We start from the raw sequence: 25,178 nt of genomic DNA, 5'->3' as shown, positions 1-25,178 counted from the left end.
GCAAATGTTGGTATAGTATTACTGTAATGGCCACCGTTAGACGTTACGCCTGAGTCTGGCCCGCTCTGAGGTTTGATTGCAGAAGGACAGCATTTGTGACTGTTTTTCAATTCATCCGCAGCACCTATCTGGCACACCCTTCTACGCTGACTGAAACCCATCAGTGGCGAGAGCAGGTGTTGTCTGCCATCCTGTTTTTTGTGCTGGTGCTGGGCGGCGCAACAGCGGTACCCAGCATCGTGCTGGCGATTACTGAAAACCTCTGGTCTGTCGTTGTCGTTGATCTGCTGGCCCTGGCCTGGATAGCTACTATCTGGCGTCTGCCTTTCCTCAATTTTGAACAGCGTGCCTGGAATTTCCTGTTGCTGATTTACCTGCTCGGCGTCTGGTTCATCATCAAGGTCGGCCTGACCGGCCTGATTTACCTGATGGCTTTCCCGGCATTGACTTCGCTGCTGCTGAACATACGCCGGGCCATGCAGGCCCTGGTGCTGGCTTCATCGAGCCTGCTCGTTGTCGGCTATATGTCTGATACCAACCTGCACGTGTTCGGATTTGATTCTCACCCCGTCATGCAACTGGTGGTGGTCACCATCAACTTCACTTTTATTGCTGCCGTCATTTCCATTTCTTGCGGTGTGCTCCTGCAAAGGTTGGATGGTTCGCTGGAAAGCCAGAGGGTGATCACCGCGTCCCTGCAACAGGGGCAATCCTCACTCAAGGCGGCAAACGAAGAACTGCGTCTGATTGTTGCCGCTGTCGCACGTCTCAATGACATCGTGATGATCATCAAGGTTGAAGCTGATGCCGCAGACAAGCAAAGGCTGAGGCTGGTATTTGTCAATGACGCCTTCATGCGCCAGACGGGTTACAAGGACAGCGAGGTGATGGGCCGGTCGCCGGTTTTTTTGCAAGGACCACGCACCCAGCAAGACGAACTGGAAAGACTCAATAATGCCCTGGCCGCCTGTGAATCAGTGCACATAGAATTGATCTGCTATACCAAGGATGGCAGCGAATTCTGGATGGAAGCCGATGTCGTTCCCCTGGCCGATGAACATGGGCAATACACGCACTGGGTGGCGACTGGTCGCGACATCAGCGAACGCAAAAAAGCCCAGGAACATATACACAAGCTGGCCTATTTTGACGTGCTGACCGGCCTGCCCAACCGCCGCCTGCTGCTTGACCGCATGAGCATACTGCTGGCGACAGCCAGGCGCAGCAGCATGGTCAGCGCCGTCCTGTTCATTGATCTGGACCATTTCAAATACATCAATGATGCACGTGGCCATTCCGTTGGTGACGCCCTGCTGACCCTGGTGTCGCAAAGACTGGCCAGCAGCCTGCGTGAGGTCGATACGGTTGCCCATATCGGCGGTGATGAATTCGTCGTACTGCTGTGCCATATCTCCACTGACGTGACAGCCGGTGCGCGTGCTGCCCAGGCCGTGGCAGAAAAAATCCGTCATTCCATCTCGCAGTTTTTTGACATCGACGGCCTGCAATACAGCACTACCTGCAGCATCGGTGTGACCATGCTGCCACGTGACAACCAGAATGCCCATGACCTGCTGCGTGAGGCCGACACCGCCATGTACCGCGCCAAGAGCAGTGGCCGCAACCAGATCGCGTTCTATGAAACGGGCATGCAGACCGAGGTCGAACAAAGACTGACCATGGAAAGGGAACTGGCCGAAGCCATCTCCGGTGGACAGTTGCAGATGTACATGCAGGCCCAGGTGGACAGGCTGGGCAAACCGGTCGGTGGCGAAATGCTGATGCGCTGGACACACCCCGAGCGCGGGCCGATTTCACCGGCCCTGTTCATCCCCGTGGCAGAAGAGTCCGGCATGATATTGCGGCTGGGTGACTGGGTCATGGAGCAGGGGTGCCTTGCATTGCTGCAACTGCATGCCGCCGGTTTTGATCTGCCCGTGTCCATCAATGTCAGCCCCAAGCAATTCCGCCAGCCAGACTTTGTCGCCAAGGTGAAGCGTGTGCTCAAATATACGGGCGCATCACCGTCCCGGCTGATCTTTGAAGTCACTGAAGGCCTGCTCATCGACAACCTGCAAGACACCATAGAACGCATGCTGGAACTGACCACGCTGGGCATACGCTTTTCCATCGATGACTTTGGCACGGGCTACTCCAGCCTGGCCTACCTCAAGCGCCTGCCCCTGTATGAACTCAAGATAGACAGGAGTTTTGTGCAGGACACTCCCGGTGACGCCAATGACACGGCCATCGTGCAATCCATCCTGTCCATGGCAGCCCACCTGGGTTTGCGCGTGGTGGCAGAAGGGGTGGAGACGCGCGAACAGGCAGAGTTCCTGATCGCCAATGGCTGCGCTTCCATGCAGGGCTTCCTGTTCGCCCGCCCCATGGCGCTGGACAAATGGATAGCCCTGCAACAACAGATCGCGACGCCAGCCAGGGAGAACAGCAGTATCGCCTGATCTTGGCCCAAGCGGTCTCAGATTTGCTGGTAGGCTGCCTGCATCCAGTCAATGAACAACTGCACCTCTGGCCGTATATTGGCTTGCGCTTCATGCACCAGGTAATAAGCATGCGGCGGTGTCGCCAGCTGGATATCGAGCACCCGGACTACTTCACCGCGACGTATCATGTCCTGGGCAAAATGCTGTCGTGTCAGACCTATGCCGTGACCATGCTTGACCGCCTCCAGCAACAGACCCAGGTCATCAATGCGCAGGCCCGTGCTTGGCTCAGGCCAGTCCAGGCCCGCCACTTCAAACCAGGGCTGCCAGGGTTCCAGCGCAGAACGCAAAAGCTTTGCATGACGCAAATCTGCCGGTGCCTGTATCGGCGGCAAAGACTTCAGGTAAGCCGGGCTCGCCACCGCAAAGCTGGGTTCCACAAATAATTTCTTGGTGACCAGGTTGGGGTATTCACCGGCGCCAAAACGTACCTCAACATCGCTTTCCGACAGGCTCAGGTCATACAGCGGTACAAACAGGTAGACTTCAATTTCTATGTCAGGGTGCTGACGCATGAACTCTGCCAGGCGCGGCATGAACATATAACGGGCAAAAGTCGGCGGCACTGTTACCTTGACGCGCAACTGGCTCTGTGTGACCTTGTTCGGCAAGGGAAAGTCAGACAGCGTGCGCAAGGCAGCGCGCACCACATCGAGATAACGACGGCCAAATTCAGTCAGGGTGACACTGCGCCCTTCACGCACGAATACGCGCTCGCACAGATGCTCTTCCAGCAGGCGTATGCGGTGCGACAGGGCGGACGGGGTGATACACAATTCTTCCGCCGCAACGGCAAAAGAACTGTGACGGGCAGCGGCTTCAAAAGCCGATAATGCATGTACTGGTGGTAATCGTGTTGCCATACGTTTTTATCCAAATCAATGATGCTGCTTACCGCTATTAAAAAATCTTTTTATGCCGCAAAAAAATGTATCAGTCCTCATTCTTCAACCTCATCCCACGCAATGATCTTGCCCGGGTTTAAAATATTCTTGGGGTCAAATGCATGCTTGAGCATGCGCATCATGTGTATGGCGTCTGCTCCGTGTTCTTCAATCAAAAACGGCATCTTGTGCATGCCCACGCCATGCTCACCTGTACAGGTGCCATCCATGGCAATGGCGCGCGTCACCATACGCTGGTTGACGGCTTCGGCAGTATTGATTTCTTCTGCACTGTCAGGGTCGACCAGCATCAGCACGTGGAAGTTGCCGTCGCCGACATGGCCGATGATGGAATAAGTGATGCCGTGGTTTTCACAATCAATCTGGGTCTCGCTGATGCATTCAGCCAGGCGCGAAATCGGCACGCAGCAATCGGTGGAAATGGAACGTGAACCTGGCCGCAACTGCAGCAGCGCAAAATAGGCATTGTGCCGTGCTGCCCACAGGCGCGAACGGTCTTCTGGTCGTGTCGCCCACTCAAAGTCCCCGGCGCCATTGGCGGCGGCAATTTCCTGCACCAGTTCGGCCTGCTCTTTCACACCATGTTCGGTACCGTGGAATTCAAACAGCAGCAAAGGTTTGACCGGCAAATCGAGCTTGTCATGCGCATTGATGGCGCGCACGCCGTTGGCATCGAGAAATTCCACCCGCGCAACCGGCACACCCATCTGAATGGTCTGTATCACGGTATTGACGGCATCGGCATTGTCCGGGAAGCTGCACACCGCTGCCGATATCGCCTCGGGCAAAGGGTAAAGCTTGACCGTCACTTCAGTGATGATACCCAGCGTGCCTTCGCTGCCGACAAACACCCGCGTCAGGTCATAGCCGGCTGAGGATTTCTTGGCGCGTGAACCCGTGCGTATGATGCGGCCATCTGCCGTCACCACCGTCAGCGCCATGACGTTTTCGCGCATGGTGCCATAGCGTACCGCATTCGTGCCCGATGCCCGCGTGGCCGCCATGCCGCCCAGGCTGGCGTCAGCACCGGGGTCGATGGGGAAGAACAGGCCGGTATCGCGTATCTCGGTATTCAACTGCTTGCGGGTCACGCCAGCCTGCACCGTGGCCGTCAGGTCTTCAGCATGGACGGCAATCATCTGGTTCATTTGCGACAGATCAATGGTCACACCGCCATGCAGGGCAAGAATATGGCCTTCCAGCGAAGAGCCGGCACCATAGGGGATAACAGGCACATCATGCGCATGGCACAGTCTGACGATGGCAGCGACCTCTTCCGTACTCTGGGCAAACACCACCGCCTCTGGCGGCATGGGGTCATAAGACGACTCGTCACGGCCATGATGATCACGCACCGCCTGGGCAATGCTGCAACGGTCTTCCAGCAGGGTTTGCAGGGCATGCAGCAAACCGGCCGGCAAGGGCTTTCTGACACTGGCTAACAGGGCAGGATGGTTCATAATGCTTCCGTACGGGTCTTGATACGCTCTATTATGCTGTGTCCGGCCAAATTTTGCCGTATCCTTTCAAACTTCCTTATTTATTTTTCACTTTATTTTATTTGCCATGGGTAACCGACTCTCAAAAATTGCAACACGCACTGGCGACAAGGGCACCACCGGCCTCGGTGACGGCAGCCGCATCGCCAAAGACGCCCTGCGCGTACACGCCATGGGCGACGTGGACGAACTCAATTCACAAATCGGCGTCTTGCTGTGCGAAGACATGCCAGAGCAGATGAAGCATGAATTGTTATCCATTCAGCATGATCTCTTCGACATGGGCGGCGAACTCTGCATCCCCGGCTACACCATGATCACCGATACCCAGGTAGAAAGGCTGGACGCCCTGCTGGAAAAATACAATGCCGACCTGCCGCCGCTAAAAGACTTCATCCTGCCCGGCGGTTCCCGCGCCGCCGCCATCGCCAACGTCTGCCGCACAGTCTGCCGCCGCGCCGAACGCGCCATCGTCAGCGTCGGCAATGCAGAGACCATCAACGATGCACCACGCCAGTACATGAACCGTTTGTCAGATTTGCTGTTTGTGTTGTCGCGGGTGTTGAACCGGTATGCGGGGGGGAGCGATGTGTTGTGGGAGAAGGGCAGGGAACGGTAAAAAAACTTGCCAAAGCTAGTGTAATTTGAAGCATCTGATGCTTGTCATACACTTTTGAGTAAAGCATATTCGTTTGTGGCCTTTGAAGATTAATCCTAATCACATGTACATAACATTGCACGTCTCATATTTATATGTCAACATGAGTCAAAGTATTATGTGATATGCATTTATACTGTACTAGCATCATTAATTTTTCAAAATCAAATATAAATCGGAGTCAAATAATGAGTGCCTTTGCTATTTCCGAACGTGCTCGAACTGCGATAGAGTTGGGTGAAAGCCATTTTCGGGAGTTCAAAAGTGCTTTAGAAGGTCCTCCAGGAAGTAAACAGAAACGCCCAATAAAAGATATTGCGACAAATATAGCTCAAACATTAGTTGCGTTCGCCAACGCGGACGGCGGTGAATTACTTATTGGTGTTGAAGATTCAGGTGAAATCACTGGGCTTTTAGGGTTTTCTGACAGTGAGATTGATCAGTTGGAACAAGCACCTGTGACACGAGTACACACAGACACTCCGCTTCCAACGGTAAGAAAATATCGTCTTGATCTTGACAACAAAAAGATTCTTTATTTTTCTGTTTCAAAGAGTACACAGTTTATTCATATTACCTCTGATGGCCGGTGTTTACAGAGAAGAGATTTAGAGTCTATTCCAGTTGCTACAGAAGCAGTTCAATTTGATAGGCAAGAACGAAAATCAAGAGAATATGATCGGGAGTTTGTAGATGGTGTTTCGGCAGATGACCTAGACATTAATCTTGTTCGTATTGTCGCTGATCAAGTATCTAAAGGCATGTCCCCTGAAAAATGCTTGCAATACTTGGATCTTGGTGAATACGGTATGTCGCAGCTTAGACTCAGGCGCGCTTCATTATTGTTATTTGGAAAAATACCATCAAAGTGGCATCCGAGGCTTCAAATCCGAATATTAAAAGTTGATGGGGAGTCAGTTCTAACAGGGGAAGATTACAATGTAATTTCAGATGAATTGGTTGCTGGAAATATCTTAACGTTAGTTGACCGTGCTTGGGAAGCATTGCGTCCACACCTTATTCATACACGGTTTGATAAGTCGGGGCGATTTGAACGGCGCTCTATGTATCCCGAACTTGCTTGTAGGGAGGCTCTCCTCAATGCAATTGCGCACAGGGACTACTCTGATGAAGGACGTGGAATCGAGGTCTACGCTTTTGATAATCATCTTGAAGTTAGAAATCCTGGTGCATTATTATCTTCAATTCGTTTAGAAGATATAGCAAGTCAGAAGGGAGTGCATCAATCAAGAAATACTCATATCGCGAGGGTGTTGCGTGAATTAGGTTATATGCGTGAATTGGGTGAAGGCATGCGCCGGATATATGATCTAATGCATAGAAATGAACTCGCTCCCCCGAAACTTGAAAGTTCACCAGATGGGTTCAAAATCACCTTAACACATCTGCCACTCTATACTGCAAAAGACTTATTGTGGCTTGGTCAGTTTGATCATTTTGCATTAGACCGAGAGCAGAAAGCAGTTGTTTTGCTTGGTGAGAATGGAAGCATATTCTCTGCTCAGCAAGTTTGGGATGCCGTAGGAATCGTTGATACTGAGCATTATCGAAAACTTGTTGATACATTGATGAAATTGGATATTTTGGATAGTAGGGTAAACAAACAAACGGCCCAGAACCTTGCAAAAAGGAAGAGAATACCTTTTAGAGAATTTCCTAGATATGGAATCAAAGTTCCTAAAACAACTTTTTCCAATAGCAAAACTGGTACTGCAATATCAAAACAATTCATTGTTGGCGATCAAGAAGACATTCGCGACGATTCAAAACGATTGTATGTTGGAAATCTCCCGCGCAAAATTTCAAAGGATGAATTGTTTGACTTATTTGCTCAATTTGGAGAAGTTGCAGAAATGTACCTGCCATTTAATTTAGGTAGCTCCAAAGGATATGCGTTTGTTGAGTTTGCATCGGTTGATGAAACGAATGCAGCATTGTCCGCAAAAGATTTGAGATTGGGAAACAATCTCTTAGTCCTTAAGATAGCTTCAGGAAGAAAATAGACCTTAATGTTGTGCGTTAAAATACTTTCATGTAAAACTTCCTCAACGACTCTTTTAAGAAAATTCTACTTTTAAACGCGATTAATTTCCCGGGGGTGTTACCTCCTCAGCTATATTTTCGACTACTGTAATCGTAATACTGGCGTATTATAGATTTCTGAATTTCCACTTCATTCCAGCCTTGCACTTGAATTGGCATCAAGCGTGCAAATATGTGATCTTATCCTGGTGCATACGGCACTGGTCATTATAGGTGCAGCTCATAGTACTGACAGCAGAAAGATCAAAAAATGAGTAAAGAAATCAGAATCGACTTCGTGTCGGACGTGTCATGCCCGTGGTGCATCATCGGCCTGAAATCGCTGGAGCAGGCGATAGACAAGGTAGGTGATGACGTGAGTGTGCAGTTGCACTTCCAGCCTTTTGAGCTGAACCCCAAGATGGTGGCGGAAGGGCAGGACATAGGCGAACATCTGGCGCAAAAATATGGGGCGACGGCAGAGCAGACGGCGAAGAATCGCGAGATGATACGGGCGCGTGGTGCTGAGTTGGGTTTTGCGTTCAACATGGCGACACGCAGCCGCATCTACAACACCTTCGATGCGCATCGTCTGTTGCATTGGGCTGAGTTGCAGGGGCGTCAGCATGCCCTGAAGGTGGCGCTGTTTGAACTTTACTTCAGCAAGGGCGGCAACCCGTCTTCGCATGAAGAGCTGCTGCAGGCAGTGGCTGAAGTGGGGCTCGATACGGCAGAGGCGGCGCGCATACTGGCGTCTGACGACTATGCTGCTGATGTGCGTGAGGCCGAGCGTTTTTATCAGCAGCAGGGTATCAATTCGGTACCGGCGATCATCATCAACGAGCGTCATTTGATTTCTGGCGGCCAGCCGCCCGAGGTGTTTGAGCAGGCGCTGCGCAAGATCATGGCTGCGGAGTAAATCGGCAAAATGATGTGCTGATTTGTATGTGCTGGCCTGTGTGAGGCCACTGTGCGGTCAGTACAACGTAGAACAGTCATCCACCTGTACCGTCATGTCCGTGTTCTTAATGTGAATGCCGATGGTGAATGTCTGGGAAATGCGGGTGGGCATGTGTCATTGCATCATGCCGGTGTGGATGGATATGTGGTTCCTTACCATCCCAAACAAAGTCATGTTCGTGCCGGTGGTGGTCATCATGACGGTGTTCGTGCATATGTTCCAGTTCCTCATGCTCGTGAGTATGGTCATGACTTTCAGTCAGGTGCAGCCAGATACCCGCGCCCATCAACGCTACCGCTATCCAGAATGAGATACCAGGTTTGTCCCCCAGCATCAGCAGGGAGATGATTGCGCCGACAAAAGGCGCGGCTGAAAAATAAGCGCCGGTACGCGCTGTGCCCAGGTGCCTGAGTGCAAGTACAAACATCACCAGGCTCAGGCCATAGCCACAGAAACCGGTAAGGCCGGCAGCCAGTATTGTGCTGGCATCAGGTAAGGAATATCCCAGCATCAGTGCGATCAGCAGGTTGACCGCGCCTGCAACCAGTCCCTTGATGGCCGCTATCTGTACGGCGTCACTGGCAGATACTTTGCGGGTCAGGTTATTGTCTATCGCCCAGCACAGGCAGGCGCCGATAATCGCCACAGCGCCCCATGGCACGCCGAGGACAGGAACCTGTTCCCAGGACAATAATAGCCCGGCAGCGACGATCAGCAGCATGCCAATAAAGATACGTTTATCAAAATTTTCCTTGAAAACAAACCATGCCAGCATGGCGGTCAGCACGCCTTCCATATTGAGCAGCAGTGAGGCGGACGAAGCCGGTGTCAGGGTCAGCCCCAGCATCAACAGGACGGGGCCGGCAATGCCGCCTGCCAGCACTGCACCGCTGAGCCATGGCAGGTCTTCTGATTTCAATCGGGCTGTTTCCCCTTGGTCCTTGCGTGCAAGGGTTGCTCGCAAGACATACCAGGCGGACAGACCCAGGCCGCTGCCCAAATACAGCATGCCAGCCAGGGTAAGCGGTGCAGCCTGGTTGAGCAGTGTTTTGGCAAGCGGCGTGCTGGCGCCAAACAGCACCGCCGCCATCAGCGCGTAAAGGACACCTTGATGCATGTTCTTCATTTTGGTATTTCTGAAAAAACTGTTCCCTGTTCCCATCTGAGCAGGGGTCTTTATTCATTGTGAAAAGTGATGTTTTTGCTGCTGGTGAGCATGAAGTGTTCGAGCGTGCTGATGGCTGGCGCATCTGCTGCATCGACCCACCAGCTCATCAGGTCTACGATGCCAGCGGCCAGGAAACGCGCCTGCATTGGTCGCTGATCTGCTGCGACATTCTGCTTTGCCAGATCCTGTTCCAGTAACTGACAGACCATTTCCCTGAACCTGCGCTCAACACCATAGCCGCTGCGGCGTCCGATGACATTCCTGAACACCCGGCGGTTTTCTTCCATGTGTGCCAGCAAGCCTGGCAAAAACGCAAATGCTGGCGGCTGCACTGCACCCGTCCCTGTCGTCAGGGCATCGCGCAAATCATTCAGGCTCTCTGACAGCAGGTCATCCTTGCTGTCATAGTGCAGGTAAAAAGTTGAGCGGCCGACGTTGGCCTGATCGCAAATCTGCTGGATGCTGATGTCGTCCCAGCCATGTTCGGCCAGCAGGTTCAGCATGGCTTCGCGCAGTGCCAGTCTGGTTTTGATAATGCGCCGGTCAGGCGCTGTTTCTGCGGACATGGTAGGGGCTTTCCTGGACAAGAATGAGGAAAATGTCTGTAAATGGTCGTAATCAGGTATCAGGTTCTTCTGGCGCCTGCATTTGCTTGCGATTATGGACGCCTGTTCATTTTCAAACAAGGCCATGATGACAAACTTAGTTCATCCATATCAGTACAAATCCCTGCGTTTCGCCGATTCCCATTTTTACCCCCACTTTCTCTGGATCGTGGCGCTAGTTCTGCTCACATCGAGTCACATGGCAATCGCGCAACAGCAACATGGCGACCTGCATGTGCTGGCAAGCGGGTTTAAAAACAGCCAGGGCCATGCCATTGCAAGGCTCTATTTGCCAGGTAGTGAGCTGACAAAAAAAGGCCAGCAGGAAGTCAGCGCCACCATACATGAAGGGCGAAGCAGTTTTTTGTTCCCGGCCCTGCCTGCGGGGGAGTACGCCGTTGTGGTATTCCATGACGCCAACGATAACGGTACTGTTGACCATCATTTCTATGGTTTGCCATCAGAGGCGCTGGGGTTTTCCAATGGCTTCCGAGTCAGCCTGACTTCTGGCATGCCCAATTTTGAAAAATTGCGTTTCTCGCACGGCAGCAGTGTGCAGACCCTGCAAATTAATGTTGAGTGAATATATCATGCAAACCTTACCTGCCAAGACGTACACATCTTCGCCAGAAGATGGTTTTGTCCGCACGCACTTTATTCGTTTCATCAGATTTGGCTTTTATCCTGTCAGCCTGGTATTGACGCTGACATTCATCTACCTCAGCACACAGAAATTACTGGGCAATCCCAAACAGGCTTACGCGGTCTATCTGCTTGTTCTCATCGGCAGCATGCTTTTTCTGGAATGGTATATGCCAGCCAGACGCGACTGGTCCATGACCTGGCGCAGCTTTTTGCACAGGGACGTGCCAATGATGCTGGTCAATGGTGTTGCATTGGCGGGGACGAATTTCTGCCTCACCGCGCTGACACAGTGGCTGGGCACAGGTGCAGGCAGCACGCACTGGCTGCCCTGGTGGGGAGAGGCCTGTGCTGCCATCCTCATCTCTGATTTTTTATGGTACTGGGTGCATCGCTATAGCCATGAAGGGCAAGGCCGATTTGGACAGTGGCTCTGGAAGACCCATGTTGCACACCATCTGCCCCGGCAGGTATATGTCTTCATGCATGTCGTCGGTCACCCCATCAATGGTGCCTATGTCAGGGCGATACTGTTGTTGCCACCGGTCTTTCTGGGCTTTTCAACAGAAGCCATTTTTGCAGCCGCAACCTTGACTGGCCTTCAGGGGCTGGTATCTCATTTCAATGTGGATGTCAGGGCGGGATACCTGAATTATATTTTCATGGGTACTGAATTGCATCGCTACCATCACGGTGCGGCGTTGAATGAAGGAAAAAATTATGGTGCTGTCATCACCATCTGGGATCAGTTGTTCGGCAGCTTCGACTACCGCCCGGATACAGTGCCCGAGGCCCTGGGAGTACATGAACCGCAAGCCTACCCCGAGAGTGACAAGGTGCTGCAGGTGATGCTGATCCCGTTTAAATGATGGCGATGGTTTGTCAGCGCAGGTTCTTGACTGGACCTGTGCTACTGGCGGCTCAGTATCGCCAGGTCAAATTTTTAACCTTATCTTCGTTTATGGAATGAGTTCCAGTGACTGCAAAAAACGTTCCGCGACTTCGGCCGCTTTGTTGTTCAGTGGTGCATGTCCAGTCTGTAGCATGTAGATGGTATGCGGTGCTACATAGGCTCTGAGGGTGAAGTCCTGGCCATCCAGCCTGCCTTTTAACTGCTTGCCTTTCAGATTGCCTGCCGGCATGTCGATGTCTTTCCAGCCGGTATCAGAATCCAGTAACAATTTTGTGTGGAATCCCTTGAGCAGGTTGTCCAGCATGGTGTTCAGGTAGCGGGTTTCATAGCCTGATGCGGATGGGTCATCGTGGCGAAAGGCCAGTATCCCCAGCATGAGTGTCGTGCCCTCGGTTTCCATCGTGTAGGTGGTGCGCTTGTAGGGGGCGCCTTTGCGCTCAGACATGGTTTCTTCGGTTTTTTCCGGTGCGCCTGCTGCCCAGAATCTGACGTGTTTGTCCTCAGTCGTAAATATCTGACCGCCGGCATCTGCCGCCTGCGCAAATCCGCAAAGCAGGCTGCTGATTAAAATGATTGCCGACCATAATCGATTGTGGTGGGTGCACATGGTGGTTTCCTTCATAATAAATAACATGTGGAGATGTAATACAAGACGTCATACGGAAACTGTACAGTTTTATTCTCATACCCTGGGATCCAGCGACGGATAAGTCAGGAGGGCATGAGTATCAAGCCGGATACCATGATTATATTGATGTCGTGCCTCAGGCTCAAATCCCGGGCGATCAGCGGCAGTCCTGGGCGATGTATGGTTGCTGTGCTGTGGGTGAGGCTGTGTAGGCAGGCGTACTGGCATGCATGTCAGCGTTGATGGTGTTGACCGGAAAAACAAGGCCAGGTAGTCGAAACAGCGCAGCGCACCGGCAAACAGCATGCCGCCTGAAGCTCCTGTTTCCCCTTTGACAGCCCCCCGATAGGGGGCTGTCAAAGGGGAAACGCTTTGCCGTCAAGAGCGGTCAACACATGGTCTTAATGAGGATTTTTTTCACACCAGTCTTGCCACATGCTACGGTACGCTGTTTCCATCTTGCGGGCGAAACCAGCTTCGTCCATGAGCGGGCTGGCTTGCATTTCTTGACGTAAGTTCATGCGCAGCTTGCTTAGTTGTGGCAGATCCCTGGCCATGGCCAGGGTTTTTTCGATGTATTCTTCCTCGGTTTTCGCTATCCATTCCGAATGACCAAGGCCACTCAGTATGGAACTGCCTAGCAAGCCCATGCTGGGTCGGCCTGCCAGGGTGATATAGGGTATGCCCATATACAGGGATTCAAACAAGGTAGTCCCTGAATTATGGGGAAAACAATCGAGCACGATATCGACCTTGCGCAAGCTGTCCCACGGTGGGCTATGGCAAGCTATTTCCAGACGACTACCATCTATGCCGTGGGCGGCAAATTTTTCCAGGTAGCGTTCCTGCATGAAGGGTTCTCGGAAGTTGCCACTATTGATGACCAGCTTTGCACCATCCATTTGTTTCAGAATGTTGGCCCATACCTTGATAAGCTGGTCATTGAGTCGTATCGCACGACTAAAGGTGGCAAATGTTACGTAGCCGTTTTGTAGTGCCGGCAAGTCGCTAACCGGTCCAGTATCTTCTGGCGGGCGATAGACATAGAGAGGCCCAGCCAGACGCCAGGGCTGTTCTGTAAACAGGTCTTCGCTGCCTGTCGGCACGCTGATGTCATCCATTAAAAGATAGTCGATTGCGGATATCCCGGTGGTATAGCCAAAACCTAGCCAGGACATGGAGACCGGTGCGGGTTTTCTGGCAAATACCTGCAGGCGGTTATGTCCGGTATGGCCGGCCACATCGATCAGGATATCAATGCGATCAGCACGGATGCGTTCTGCCAGTTCATGATCAGACATAAGTATGGTTGGTATCCAGTGGTCAGCATATTTTCTGTACCGCGCTGTCACTTCGTCTTCCCAATTTAATTGGGCGTAAGCATAGACTTCAAACTGGCTTTTGTCGTGTCGAGCCATCAAGGGCTCGAGAAAATATTTGACCGAATGATTGCTAAAATCGGGCGACACATACCCTATCCTGAGCTTGCTGCCAGGGGAGCGCTCATTCTCGAAGCTGCGCCAGGTGCTTTTCAGTGCTACCGCAAAACGTTGATCATAGGCCTGGTAGGCAGCATAAATTTCTTTACTACTCAGATCGGGGTGGTAGTTGAGTGCAAACAAAAGATTGCTATGGGCCTCTGCAAAATCAGGATTGAGCTCCAGTGCTTTTTGATAAGCATTGACGGCATCGGCAATACGCCCCTGATCGGAAAACACCAAGGCCAGATTATTGTGTGGCATGGGATTGTTACTGTCCAGTCTGAGCGCATGACGGTAACTGTTTTCAGCTTCTTGCAACTGCCCGTCTCTTTTGTAGGAACTGGCCAGATTGTTATGCGCATTCAATAAATCAGGAGCAATCTCGACAGCGCGTTTCAAGCTGACGATGGCGTCTTTGAAGCGGCCCTGCAGATATGAGATCAAGCCCAGATTGTCATAGGCGATGGCATCATCAGGCCGTATCCGCAAGACTTGTCGCAGGCTGTTTTCAGCGGCTGGAAAGTGACCCAGGCTCATCAGCAGTAGACCCATGGTACCGTGAGCGTCCGCGTAGTCGGGGGCGATAGCAATGGCCCCTTGCAAGTTTTTGCCTGCATCATGAAACTTGCCTTGTTCCATTTGCAGGGAAGCCAGTTGGCATAATTTTACGGCTTCGTCAAAGAGTATGGGGGAGGGCCTCGCTTCAGTATTCTGTTTTGCAAAGTTGGATGCATCTTTGTGACTGGCAAATTTTCTTTTCAGCCATTTGAGCATGATAATTCGACCGGTTGTTGTAATGTCAGCCACACTACATTAAGTTTTTCGATAAAGCAATTTCCGCTTCGCCGCATGCTTGCTTTGGTACTGTATTAAGATCAGCTTGCATTGACGGTTGCTGCGCGCTACATTCGTGTGTAATGCTGTAGTATCCAAGCACGTAGCGCACTGGGTAAGGCAATGATGGTCATGCCGATTGCGGCTACTGTGAAAATAACACTAAATCCGGGATGACCTTTACAAATGAATTCTGGTTTGAGAACAGGTACGTGGCCGCAATCAATTGACAAAAAAATGAGGCTGATCAAGAAAGCGCACACAAATAGACCTACCCACTCGCCTGGAGTCTCTGGCCCGTAAGATTTGTTCTTTCCTGCCGACCAGAGTATTTCAGTCCATGCCAGGCAGGCGAATGCCATTGCTGCTAAATTACAAACTATCGCAATGGCAATATAGTCTCCGGTTGACAGAAAGGCGGCCAGTAATGTGACTTCAGCAAACAGGGCGACAATACCTGAGGCTTATGCAATGACTTGTATCTTGGCGCTTTGCATGCTTTGAAGAGCCAGGTTTTACTCACCAAATCGCGCCATCACCGATTTTTCTATACCCGTCGCATCCAGCCCGCATTGCGCCAGCAGCAAAGCCGGGTCGCCATGGTCAACGAACTTGTCTGGAAGGCCCAGTATCAGCAAAGGTTTGCTGATGCCAGCTTCGGCCAGGGCTTCGGCGACGGCAGAACCGGCACCGCCCATGGTGCAGCCTTCTTCGACGGTGACCAGTACATCATGGCTGGCAGCCAGTGACTTGACCAGGTCAATATCGAGCGGCTTGATAAAGCGCATGTTAGCCAGGGTAGCGTCGAGTTTTTCTGCAGCCTGCAAGGCAGGGTGGACCAGGGAACCAAAAGCCATGATGGCAATGCGCTTGCCCTGGCGTTTGATTTCGCCCTTGCCCAGCGTGAGGGTGTCAAGATTCTTTTCTGTGGGCACACCTATGCCGGCACCGCGCGGATAGCGTACGGCAGCAGGGCCAGGGTAGTGATAGGCGGTGCTCAGCATCTGGCGGCATTCGTTTTCATCGGATGCCGCCATGACCACCATATTGGGGATGCAGCGCAGGTAAGCGAGGTCGTAATTGCCGGCATGAGTAGCGCCGTCAGCGCCGACCAACCCTGCGCGGTCCAGTGCAAAAGTCACGTCCAGGTTTTGCAGGGCGACGTCATGGATCAGCTGGTCATAGGCGCGTTGCAAGAAGGTGGAATAGATGGCGACCACTGGCTTCAAGCCTTCGCAGGCCAGACCGGCGGCAAAGGTGACCGAATGCTGCTCGGCAATGCCGACATCGTAGTAACGCTTGGGGAATTGTTTTTCAAATTCCACCATGCCGGAACCTTCACGCATGGCTGGTGTGATGCCGACCAGTTTTTCATCAGCGGCAGCCATGTCGCACAGCCAGTTGCCAAATACCTGGGTATAACTTTGCTTGGCCGGTGCAGCAGCCGGCTTGATGCCTTCTGCCGGATTGAACTTGCCGGGGCCGTGATACAGGATGGGATCAGCTTCTGCCAGTTTATAACCCTGGCCTTTTTTGGTGACCACATGCAAAAATTGCGGGCCCTTCAGGTTCTTGATGTTTTGCAGCGTAGGCACCAGGGATTCAAGATCGTGGCCATCGATAGGGCCAATGTAATTGAAGCCGAATTCTTCAAACATGGTGGCTGGGACGATCATGCCCTTGGCATGTTCTTCAAAGCGCTTGGCCAGTTCCAGCACTGGTGACGGCAGGACTGATTTGCCGACGTTACGGGCAGCCGCATAAAACTTGCCCGACATCAGGCGCGCCAGATAACGGTTCAGTGCGCCTACCGGTGGCGAGATCGACATGTCATTGTCATTGAGGATCACCAGCAGGTTGATGTCTTCATGGACACCGGCATTGTTCATCGCTTCAAAGGCCATGCCTGCCGTCATCGAACCGTCACCGATGATGGCGACGGCATGACGGTCTTCACCCTTGGTGTGGGCGGCCAGTGCCATGCCCAGCGCGGCAGAGATGGAGGTCGACGAATGGGCCGTGCCAAAGGTGTCGTATTCGCTTTCACAACGGCGCGGGAAGCCTGATATGCCATGCAACTGGCGCAGGCTGTGCATCTGGTCACGGCGACCCGTCAATATCTTGTGCGGATAAGTCTGGTGGCCGACATCCCAGACCAGACGGTCTTCAGGGGTGTTGAACACATAGTGCAAGGCAATGGTTAATTCCACCGTACCCAGGTTCGACGACAGATGGCCACCAGTCTTGGAGACAGAGTCAAGCACGTACTGGCGCAATTCGTCCGCCAGTGGCTTGAGTTGGCTGCGCGTCATGCTGCGCAGGTCAGCGGGGGAATTAATGGTGTTTAATAAAGTTGTCATTGTTGTTTTCATTACCTGGCTAAACGCCTCTGATTGTCAGCTACTCAGCTACATCTGGTCTGGCTGACAGCCTGAGCTGCTATCGCATACCTGCACGGTAATCCTGCCTTGGGCACTGCCCTTTCAGGATTCCCTGTCAAACTTCTTGTTGCCTTACTTTGCAGGGCGTACCCTGCAAGCAAAACCAAATTAAATAATCAGGCCTGGCGTTGCACAATCAGGTCTGCCAGATCATGCAGCAAGCTTGCCTTGTCACCATAATCCTGCAGGGCAGCATGCGCATCATGGCACAGTTGCGCCGCCAGTGCGCGTGAAGCATCGAGCCCCATCAGGCTGACAAAGGTTGGCTTGTTGTCTGCCGCATCCTTGCCGGCGGTTTTGCCCAGGGTGGCCGAGTCAGCGGTGGCGTCAAGAACATCATCCACCACCTGGAAAGCCAGGCCGATGGCAGCCGCATAGCGGTCCAGGGCAATCTGGTCTGCTGCCGTCAGGGTTTTTCCACACATGGCGCCCAGCAGGACGGACGCGCGCAGCAGGGCGCCGGTTTTCAGCCTGTGCATCTGTTCCAGTTGCTCGCGATTCAGGGCCACGCCGACACTGTCAAGGTCTATGGCCTGGCCGCCGCACATGCCGACCGAGCCGGCCGCCCTGGCCAGCAATTGCAGCATGGCCAGTTTGCTGGCTGCATCGCCTGCGCCTTCAGCCAGGACCAGAAAAGCCTGTGCCTGCAAGGCATCGCCAACCAGCAGGGCGGTTGCTTCGTCATATTTTACATGGACAGTAGGCTTGCCGCGACGCAAGGCATCGTCATCCATGCAAGGCATGTCGTCATGCACCAGGGAGTAGGCATGGATCATTTCAACCGCCGCAGCGGCGCGGCTGAGCATGTCGGCCGGTGCATCAAACAATTGCCCTGCTGCATGGACTAATAAAGGACGTACTCTTTTACCGCCATCCAGAGTGGCATAGCGCATGGCTGCATGCAGCTTGTTCGGGACGGTATTTTCATCAGGTAAAAATTGCGCCAGGCTGGTTTCACAGGCTGCCTGGATTTGTCGCATCCAGTTACTAAATTTCTCATTCATACTGCATCCTCTGTATCAGTACTGCCACCAGCAGCTCCGGAATCGGCAAAAGGCTTGAGCATGCCGGCTTCCAGTATCTTGACTTGTTGTTCTACTTTTTCCAGCTGGGATGCACAGTATTTGACCAGATCAGAGCCACGTTGGTAAGCGCTTACTGATGCCTCCAATGCCAGTTCTCCGGCCTCCATGCTGGCGACGAGTTTGTTTAACTCGGCCATCGCTGCTTCAAAAGACAAACCTTCAAGATGGGCGGGCGTAACCAGATTTGCAGTTGCTTGTTTTTTTGTCATAAAGAAATGTTTGTTTCGCGCCGTTAACAAAAAAAAGTGAAACCAAACGTAAAAATCGGCGTGAAAATCAAGGTAAACAGTGTTCGACCTGCTATTTTAGAGCAATCCCGAGAAATTTAGTGTTTGGTGTTTTCCTGCTAATTCAAATTAGGGGAGACGCTCGAAGTGCTTTTCGTTTTAACTACAGGCAACAAGATATACTTAAAAAAGTTCCCGGAATTGCGTTTCAATCATTTCCATGTGGAAATTAACCGTATATAGTGTGCCTGAAGATGTGATTAATTATTGGGCAGATATTGAGCAGGTAAGCAGCACATAAGCAGTTTGTCATTACCAAGTCATCGTCAAGTCCGAAACTGGAGTTATCAGATAGGGAATTGCAATAAATATATTGATTCCGTGTCTTGCTTTTTTACTTATATTGTTTTATACCTATATCTATTCCTGGCAATCATTATATTTCCATTCTTTTTCAGGTATTGCCTGGTAATAATTGTAATTATTCGTAGCCTTGGTAAAATTTAAATAGATTTTATTGCAGCCATGTCAACGTTGACCAATAAACCTCAAACCAGCGGAACTGCCTTGCAGTCCCGTGATGGCGTTTTGCGTGGTTTGGTTCCGTTGGCCAACCATCTGGTGGCGTCGCAAATTGATGCTTTTTCTGCCCGCCTGTCGAATGCTTTCCTGGCTTTGTCCGAGCAAAGCATGGATGCCCGTGAAGCCAACCTGAGCTTCAATGCCGGCCAGTTACTGAAAAAGAATGCCTATGCATTCTATTACCTTACCACTGCAGGTTTTGAAGCGACCTTCCGTAAAGAAGTGGAAGCGCTCCTGCAAGGCGTCAAGGCCGTGGCCTCGCCAGCTGATGTAGCCCTGACCCTGGTCACTTATGAAGAGATGGACCAGAAGCTGGCGCTCAGTCGCGCCGGGCGCACACTGGAACTCGATAGCGCCGAGCAATATGCCGCCCTCAATATGCGCTTTGCGCATCTGATGGATCATGAAGCACTGAGCATTGCTCAAAACCCTTTCCGTCCAGAGATTTTCCTGCACACGATCTATTCGGCATGGTGTGAGTTTGACCCAGAGGTCAATACCCACGAACTGGTGCTGCCTTTATTGCGTGCAGACATACTGTTTGATCTTGAGCCCATCCTTAATGCGCTCAATGAGGCCCTGATAGCCAAGGGCATTTTGCCTGACCTGCATGAATCCTTCCGCATCCGCCGCAGCCGCAATTCGGAAAGGCGAAAGGATGCAGCTCCAGGTGATGTGTCACAAAAACTTCGAAACCTCCTGTCCGGTAATGGTCAGGCCGGTGCTGCCAATGATGCCTCCGGGCAGTTTGCCCAGGGCAGTGGAGGGCAGGCAGGTGGCCTGGGTGGCGGCTTTGGTGGTCAGGCTGGTGGTCAAGGCGGGCATGCAGATGGTGGCATGGGCCAGGGAGGGCCGTCTGGCAGTACGCCTTACTCTGGTTTTGCGCAGGCGGGTGAGCCACAGACTGTCGCCCGTGCAGAATTGTTCCAGAAGCTCGCAGACCTGCAAAAGAGCGTCAAGCTGCAGCAAATGATGGCTGGGGCGCAAGATGTATTGCGCCTGTCACAAATGCGTGAACATATGCCGGAACTGGCCAATACCGGTGTAGAAAAAAATACCCTGGATTTGCTGTCGCAGGTTTTTGACAGCGTTTTCCGCAACCAGGCCATACCGACCCAGATCAAGGAACTGATTTCCGTCCTGCAGATACCGGTACTCAAGGCCGCCCTGATGGACAAGGAATTCTTTTTCCAGGAAAACCATCCGGCCCGCCGTCTGGTAGAGCTGCTGTCACGTTACAGCCTGGCCTGGGACCAGAAAAAAGGTCAGCAGGACCCGCTGTTCCAGACCATGCAGCGCAATGTACATCGTGTGCAGCAAGAGTTTGATCAGGAAATCGCGCTCTTTGATGAAGTCGTCAACGACCTGGAATCTTTCATACAGAAAGAAGAAAAAGAAGCTGCAGAAGCCCTGCAGGTGCCTATCAAGACGGCACTGAAAAAAGAAAAAGTCAAACAGGCTGGTATTGCCGCTACCCACGAAGTGAATCTGCGTGTCGGCACAGGTGAAGTCGTCGCCTTTGTCGAAACCTTCCTCGAAAACCGCTGGACCAAGGTGCTGACCCTGGCCTACAGCGTCAAGGAAGAAAAACCGTATGCCGTCGAAGACGCCATCAAGACCATGGATGACCTGATCTGGAGCGTCAAGCCCAAGATCACCCTGCAACAAAGACAAGAACTGTTGAACCGACTGCCCGCCATTCTGGCCCGCCTGAACAAATGGCTGAGCCTGATCAAGTGGGAAGATGCTGATCGCGTGCAATTCTTTGCCGAACTGGCAGAATGCCATGCGTCGATAGTGCGTGCGCCGCTTGACCTGTCGCCAGAACGCCAGATTGAAATCGCTGTCGAAGTGGCGCAACAGGCAGCAGAACGCAGGCTGGCCAAACGTGCAGAAGCAGAAAGCAAGGCCGAGGCAGAACCTGAACCGGTGCCGGACGAACATGTCGATACCGTCACTCAACTGGAACGCGGTGTCTGGCTGGAATTCACCAAAAAAACAGGTGGCACCAACAAGGTCAAACTGGCCTGGGTCAGCCCCATGCGCAGCCTGTATATCTTCACCACCGGCGACAAGGAAAAAACCTTCCAGGTCACGGCCGAAGAACTTGAGCAAACCTTCCGCGAAAAACGTGCGAAGATACTGGTACTCGACAAGGTCGTTGACCGCGCCCTGATGGAAGTGCTGGAAAATACACCTGACGAACAAGAAGAGGAAGAAGAGGAAGTCAGCCTGGTCTGATTTCCCTTGCTCGCGCTTTTTATACCACAAGCCCTGCCCTGATTTTTACCTGGTTTCGCATTGGGTGAATCATGTTGCACAAATTCTGCCAATGGGAATTGGGGATGTGGTTACTTCAGGCAGGAGCGGCTTTAGCTGCGCACAATGACCAGCTTTGTGTGTAGCTTTGTTCGCGGTTAAAGCCGCTCCTACAAAAAATACTCCCTTCAATTCTTTGCAAGCTTCGCCCTGACAGTGGCGCTGCCTGTTTTTCTCTGCTCTCAAAACATGTTGAGCTTACTCATATGCCGGCAGGCGTCGCTGTTCATCGGCATTGAAAAACTGGTTGCGCACCTGCGTCAGTGCGGCCTGTTTTTCTGTCTCGCTATGAAAAGTCATTTCTGTGCTGAGACGGCTTTTCTGTGCCAGGTATTGCTCTATGCGTCCCTTCCAGGCGGCTTCTTCCTGGTCGACCTGAGCTAGCCGTGCCGCAGCTTCCGGTGAGGTTGCGCTGGCGCGCAGGCGGAAGATTTCTTCTTCGCTGGCGCCCTGGGCGCGCAGGTTTTTGGCTTGCTCTTCCAGGCGTATCACCTGATAAGGCGCGTTTTTTTCTTCTTTCAGTGCAGCGGGCATGGCGTCGTCCAACGCTTTCAATTGCGCCTGCTTCTGCTCGGGATTGAGGTTGCTGTTTTCTGCAATCTCCATGCGATTCAGTGAGTCAATGTCATAGGCATCGTCAAAGCCGAACATGGCCTGGTTTTCTTTTTCGCTGAAATAGCGTTGACGGGTTTGCTGCATTGCCGACCAGCGCTGTCTTGCTGCCGCGGCCATGCCGGTCTTGCCCATGCTGATATTCTGTGCATTGCTTTCTACACCGACCAGCGCCTGCTTGTATTGCAGATAGCGGGACAGCAAATCCTTTGCCTGCAGGGCTGCCCGGCCCGTCAGTTTCTGGTCAAGTACACGCTCGATTTCAGCACGTATTTCGGGGAGTTTTTTTTCACCGGTGGCGCTCAGGTAATAATCAAATAAAAGGCGCAGTTCGGCGTTGACCTGCAAGTCACCACTGTCATTTTGCGTGAGATTGCCGTCATGGGTGGTGCCCTGGAAAGAGCGCACAAAATCAAAGCTGGGGTCAGCCTTGCGCAATTTGATCGGCTCATCAGCAGGCGCTGATTTCAGGGAGGTAAACACAAAAAAAACCGCGACAGCTACAGCTGTCGCGCCAGCAAATGCCAGATTGGCTGTTCTCATAGACTCCCGCTCCTTATCCAGATTTGAAACGTATTACGACTGTTGCATTAAGACCAAGGTTTATTACACCTGCTTACACGATGTCATAAACTCTTGGCACCAAAAGATGCTTACAGCCCTTGATTCTTGAGACGATTTGCATGCTGGCGATACAGCGTTACCGGACTGGTTTCAAAGATATTGACCAGGCCTATGGTCTGATTGACTTCATCGAGGTGGTTCATCGCATAATCGTCACGTATCACCTTGCCCAGATGGGTCGAGCAACTGGCGACCAGGCCGTCATTTTTTTCACCGCCAAATGCCAGTGAAGTTAGCGCCAGTGCAGGGTCAATCACATCCAGCACATTAGTGTAAGGCTTGGCGCCACTCCAGGAGAAATACGCCACACCGCGCGCCGTGTAGGCGCCTTCACCGCATGCCGTGGTGGGCACACCTTCAGGGTATTTGGCGTTGAACTTCAGTGAACCAGCGGTGCTCAATGAATTGGCTGCGGCCAGCGCATCTTGCGACATGGTTGGTTTGCCCGATAAAAAGCTGATGATCTGCGCCAGACCGTTGCTGATCGAAACCAGTACGGTGTTGGAGATGGAACCAGCGGGTGCTACGCCAAGCAGCACATCAGCTACCTTGGAACCACGATTGACACCACCGACCGAAGTTGCCGATGCGATCAGGTCAGGTCTGACAGAGGCGACATAACGGATGGTGGGGCCACCATGGCTGTGTCCTATCAGGTTGACTTTGGATGCGCCGGTGACGGCCAGGATCTGCTTGACCTGAGTCAGCAACTGTTCGCCGCGGACTTCTGTGCTGTTGGCGGCAGCCACTTGTGTGACATAAACCTTGGCGCCATCGCTGCGCAAGGCAGAAGGAATTCCATACCAGTAATCAACCGGGCCGATATTGTCGAACCCGAACAGGCCGTGCACCAGCACGATGGGATATTTTGTCTCCGTATAGCCTGCTGCCCAGGACGATGCAGGTAACATCATCAGGGCCATTACAAACATGACTGCTTTTCTTGCTAAGTGTTTTTTCATTTTGTCTCTTCCATTGTGTTCGTTAAATGAAACGCAGCGGTGCCTATGTGTTGTCTGACTTCTTTGAGTCGATTGATTTATATGGCAGGGTTCAGGCTAGGTTTGCAAGCCAGGATTGGCAAGTTGCTATGCAACATAAAAAGCAGGGAAAACAGATGGTGTTGGTAATTTCTAACGTCAGAAGTGTTAGTGCAAATAGTTAAAACATTTATATGCACTGCGTAAATGCATGATGGAAGCTGGCAAATATCTGGTTTTAGATGAAATTCACTAAAATACAGTCTTGCATTTCTGACAGTGGCTAATTGTCGGCTCTCCACAACAAGCGACGTACTTGTTCCAGAATTGTCGCCAGACATTTTCCGCAGTGCGGTGTTGTCAGCCTTCCTCACTCCATCTTCCTGGGCGTGCTGTGCTGCCGGGTTGTCACGTCAAGATATTCCCCGGTTGCCAATCTGTTTGCTCAGTGCTGGGCGGCGTCGGACGTCGGCTGGCAATTGCAGCCCGCATCAAGGGGAAAATGCATGCAGATGCTTTGCAATTCCCTGAAAAGGCGTATGATGGACATGTGATATATCAGTTGTTCTACATTGATTCGGTTTTTCAGGAGCGAAAAATGGATGACAAGCAGCGATTGTTCCGCCTTCAATACCAGTCTGCCATCAGTCCTTACTACAATGGTGTCCTGCATGGTTTGTTCGTCTTTGTGACAGGTGTCAGTCTCATCGTGTTCGCCATGGCACAGGTGCAGTCTGCCGGCTGGGCCTGGCTGGGTTTGCCTTTCACCTTGCTGTTTGCCAATGTCAATGAATGGCACATCCATAAAAACCGCTTGCACAAACGTGGCAAGAATCGCCTGTCGCAATTGATCTGGTATCGCCACACCAAAGAGCATCATCACTACTTCACACATGAAGAAATGAGGGTGGCCAGTACGCGTGAATACCGCATCGTATTTTTCCCGGCCTATGCTTTCGTCCTCGTCGCACTGCAAAGTGTGTTGCTTGGCCTGGTCTGTGGTTTGCTGGCGGGGCACAACCTTGGCTATATCGTATTTGCTACGGCGATCGGTTTTTATCTCTTGTACGAGGCCATGCATTTTCTCTGCCATGTCGATGAAAACAGCCTGGTCAGGAATCTGCCCCTGGTCAACACCATGCGCCGCAACCACCTCGTACATCACACCCAGGCACTGATGACCGAATACAATATGAACCTGACCTTTCCCTTTGCTGACTGGCTGCTGGGTACATCCGATTTGCAGCGCGGCCTGTGGGGTACGATATTCAATGGCTATGGCTCGCAACATCTGAAGCCGGAAGTGGCCATGCGCTATCAGCAACTGGGCATGGAGCCGCCGGTGCCGCATGTACAGGCACCGCTGCAGGCAGAGTGCCTGCCTGTGACGGAGCGAGTGTGACCGGGTATGAATGAGCGTGACCTGCCGTCCGCCATGCCCATGCACCTGCACCTGAAAAAAATGAC

At 52.2% G+C, this 25,178-nt stretch carries 19 protein-coding genes; 8 read left to right on the top strand and 11 right to left on the bottom strand.

The window, feature by feature from the left end:
• Positions 1-95: 95 nt before the first annotated feature.
• The gene (locus tag LZ463_RS11090) at positions 96-2,462 is read left to right on the top strand and encodes a putative bifunctional diguanylate cyclase/phosphodiesterase (RefSeq protein WP_241455689.1); all 2,367 of its coding nucleotides are present in this window, start codon (positions 96-98) and stop codon (positions 2,460-2,462) included.
• Positions 2,463-2,479: 17 nt separating this feature from the next.
• Here the strand turns inward: LZ463_RS11090 and LZ463_RS11085 are convergent, their stop codons facing one another.
• Together LZ463_RS11085 and LZ463_RS11080 are read right to left on the bottom strand one after the other, a co-directional pair.
• A complete protein-coding gene (locus LZ463_RS11085; protein ID WP_241455688.1) occupies positions 2,480-3,367 on the bottom strand; it encodes a LysR substrate-binding domain-containing protein in 888 nt (295 codons plus the stop codon).
• Positions 3,368-3,444: 77 nt separating this feature from the next.
• On the bottom strand, positions 3,445-4,869 hold the full coding sequence (locus LZ463_RS11080; RefSeq protein WP_241455687.1) for an FAD-binding oxidoreductase: 1,425 nt from the start codon (positions 4,867-4,869) through the stop codon (positions 3,445-3,447).
• Positions 4,870-4,975: 106 nt separating this feature from the next.
• Here LZ463_RS11080 and LZ463_RS11075 point away from each other — a divergent pair, with 106 nt between their 5' ends.
• From LZ463_RS11075 to LZ463_RS11065, 3 genes are all read left to right on the top strand, one after another.
• Positions 4,976-5,527, top strand: coding sequence for a cob(I)yrinic acid a,c-diamide adenosyltransferase (locus LZ463_RS11075; RefSeq protein WP_241455686.1), 552 nt, complete (start codon positions 4,976-4,978; stop codon positions 5,525-5,527).
• Positions 5,528-5,754: 227 nt separating this feature from the next.
• Entirely contained in the window at positions 5,755-7,590 is a 1,836-nt protein-coding gene (locus LZ463_RS11070; RefSeq protein ID WP_241455685.1) for an ATP-binding protein, read from the top strand.
• Between the two features lie 290 nt (positions 7,591-7,880).
• Positions 7,881-8,528, top strand: coding sequence for a DsbA family oxidoreductase (locus tag LZ463_RS11065; RefSeq protein ID WP_241455684.1), 648 nt, complete (start codon positions 7,881-7,883; stop codon positions 8,526-8,528).
• A gap of 106 nt (positions 8,529-8,634) precedes the next feature.
• Here LZ463_RS11065 and LZ463_RS11060 read toward each other — a convergent pair whose 3' ends face one another.
• Both LZ463_RS11060 and LZ463_RS11055 read right to left on the bottom strand, forming a co-directional pair.
• Positions 8,635-9,687, bottom strand: coding sequence for a DMT family transporter (locus LZ463_RS11060; protein WP_241455744.1), 1,053 nt, complete (start codon positions 9,685-9,687; stop codon positions 8,635-8,637).
• 59 nt (positions 9,688-9,746) lie between these two features.
• Positions 9,747-10,304: a TetR/AcrR family transcriptional regulator gene (locus LZ463_RS11055; RefSeq protein ID WP_241455683.1), complete on the bottom strand. Its 558-nt coding sequence runs from the start codon at positions 10,302-10,304 to the stop codon at positions 9,747-9,749.
• 238 nt (positions 10,305-10,542) lie between these two features.
• Between LZ463_RS11055 and LZ463_RS11050 the strand changes: the two genes are divergently transcribed.
• Together LZ463_RS11050 and LZ463_RS11045 are read left to right on the top strand one after the other, a co-directional pair.
• A complete protein-coding gene (locus LZ463_RS11050; protein ID WP_241455682.1) occupies positions 10,543-10,926 on the top strand; it encodes a DUF2141 domain-containing protein in 384 nt (127 codons plus the stop codon).
• Between the two features lie 7 nt (positions 10,927-10,933).
• Positions 10,934-11,854 (top strand): sterol desaturase family protein, encoded by a 921-nt coding sequence (locus LZ463_RS11045; protein ID WP_241455681.1) that lies wholly within the window; start codon positions 10,934-10,936, stop codon positions 11,852-11,854.
• A 90-nt stretch (positions 11,855-11,944) separates the two neighbouring features.
• On the opposite strand, the gene LZ463_RS11040 is transcribed toward LZ463_RS11045, so the two are convergent.
• From LZ463_RS11040 to LZ463_RS11020, 5 genes are all read right to left on the bottom strand, one after another.
• Positions 11,945-12,505: a hypothetical protein gene (locus LZ463_RS11040; protein ID WP_241455680.1), complete on the bottom strand. Its 561-nt coding sequence runs from the start codon at positions 12,503-12,505 to the stop codon at positions 11,945-11,947.
• Positions 12,506-12,927: 422 nt separating this feature from the next.
• Positions 12,928-14,781: an O-linked N-acetylglucosamine transferase, SPINDLY family protein gene (locus LZ463_RS11035; RefSeq protein WP_241455679.1), complete on the bottom strand. Its 1,854-nt coding sequence runs from the start codon at positions 14,779-14,781 to the stop codon at positions 12,928-12,930.
• 575 nt (positions 14,782-15,356) lie between these two features.
• Entirely contained in the window at positions 15,357-17,201 is a 1,845-nt protein-coding gene (dxs, locus tag LZ463_RS11030; RefSeq protein ID WP_241455678.1) for a 1-deoxy-D-xylulose-5-phosphate synthase, read from the bottom strand.
• Positions 17,202-17,398: 197 nt separating this feature from the next.
• On the bottom strand, positions 17,399-18,286 hold the full coding sequence (locus tag LZ463_RS11025; RefSeq protein ID WP_241455677.1) for a polyprenyl synthetase family protein: 888 nt from the start codon (positions 18,284-18,286) through the stop codon (positions 17,399-17,401).
• Positions 18,283-18,576: an exodeoxyribonuclease VII small subunit gene (locus LZ463_RS11020; RefSeq protein ID WP_241455676.1), complete on the bottom strand. Its 294-nt coding sequence runs from the start codon at positions 18,574-18,576 to the stop codon at positions 18,283-18,285. Before LZ463_RS11020 ends, LZ463_RS11025 begins: the two co-directional genes overlap by 4 nt.
• Before the next feature lie 543 nt (positions 18,577-19,119).
• Here LZ463_RS11020 and LZ463_RS11015 point away from each other — a divergent pair.
• Positions 19,120-21,417: a DUF1631 family protein gene (locus LZ463_RS11015; protein WP_241455675.1), complete on the top strand. Its 2,298-nt coding sequence runs from the start codon at positions 19,120-19,122 to the stop codon at positions 21,415-21,417.
• A gap of 276 nt (positions 21,418-21,693) precedes the next feature.
• Here LZ463_RS11015 and LZ463_RS11010 read toward each other — a convergent pair whose 3' ends face one another.
• Both LZ463_RS11010 and LZ463_RS11005 read right to left on the bottom strand, forming a co-directional pair.
• Positions 21,694-22,650: a lipase secretion chaperone gene (locus LZ463_RS11010; RefSeq protein ID WP_241455674.1), complete on the bottom strand. Its 957-nt coding sequence runs from the start codon at positions 22,648-22,650 to the stop codon at positions 21,694-21,696.
• Positions 22,651-22,760: 110 nt separating this feature from the next.
• Positions 22,761-23,693, bottom strand: coding sequence for a lipase family alpha/beta hydrolase (locus LZ463_RS11005; protein WP_277624019.1), 933 nt, complete (start codon positions 23,691-23,693; stop codon positions 22,761-22,763).
• 616 nt (positions 23,694-24,309) lie between these two features.
• Here LZ463_RS11005 and LZ463_RS11000 point away from each other — a divergent pair.
• The gene (locus tag LZ463_RS11000; RefSeq protein ID WP_241455673.1) at positions 24,310-25,113 is read left to right on the top strand and encodes a fatty acid hydroxylase family protein; all 804 of its coding nucleotides are present in this window, start codon (positions 24,310-24,312) and stop codon (positions 25,111-25,113) included.
• Positions 25,114-25,178 lie beyond the last annotated feature (65 nt).

It is taken from the genome of Undibacterium paludis (assembly GCF_022568815.1).
GTDB lineage: Bacteria > Pseudomonadota > Gammaproteobacteria > Burkholderiales > Burkholderiaceae_D > Undibacterium.
Note: the sequence above shows the minus strand (reverse complement) of the source record. Positions and strands in the feature narration are given on the sequence as shown.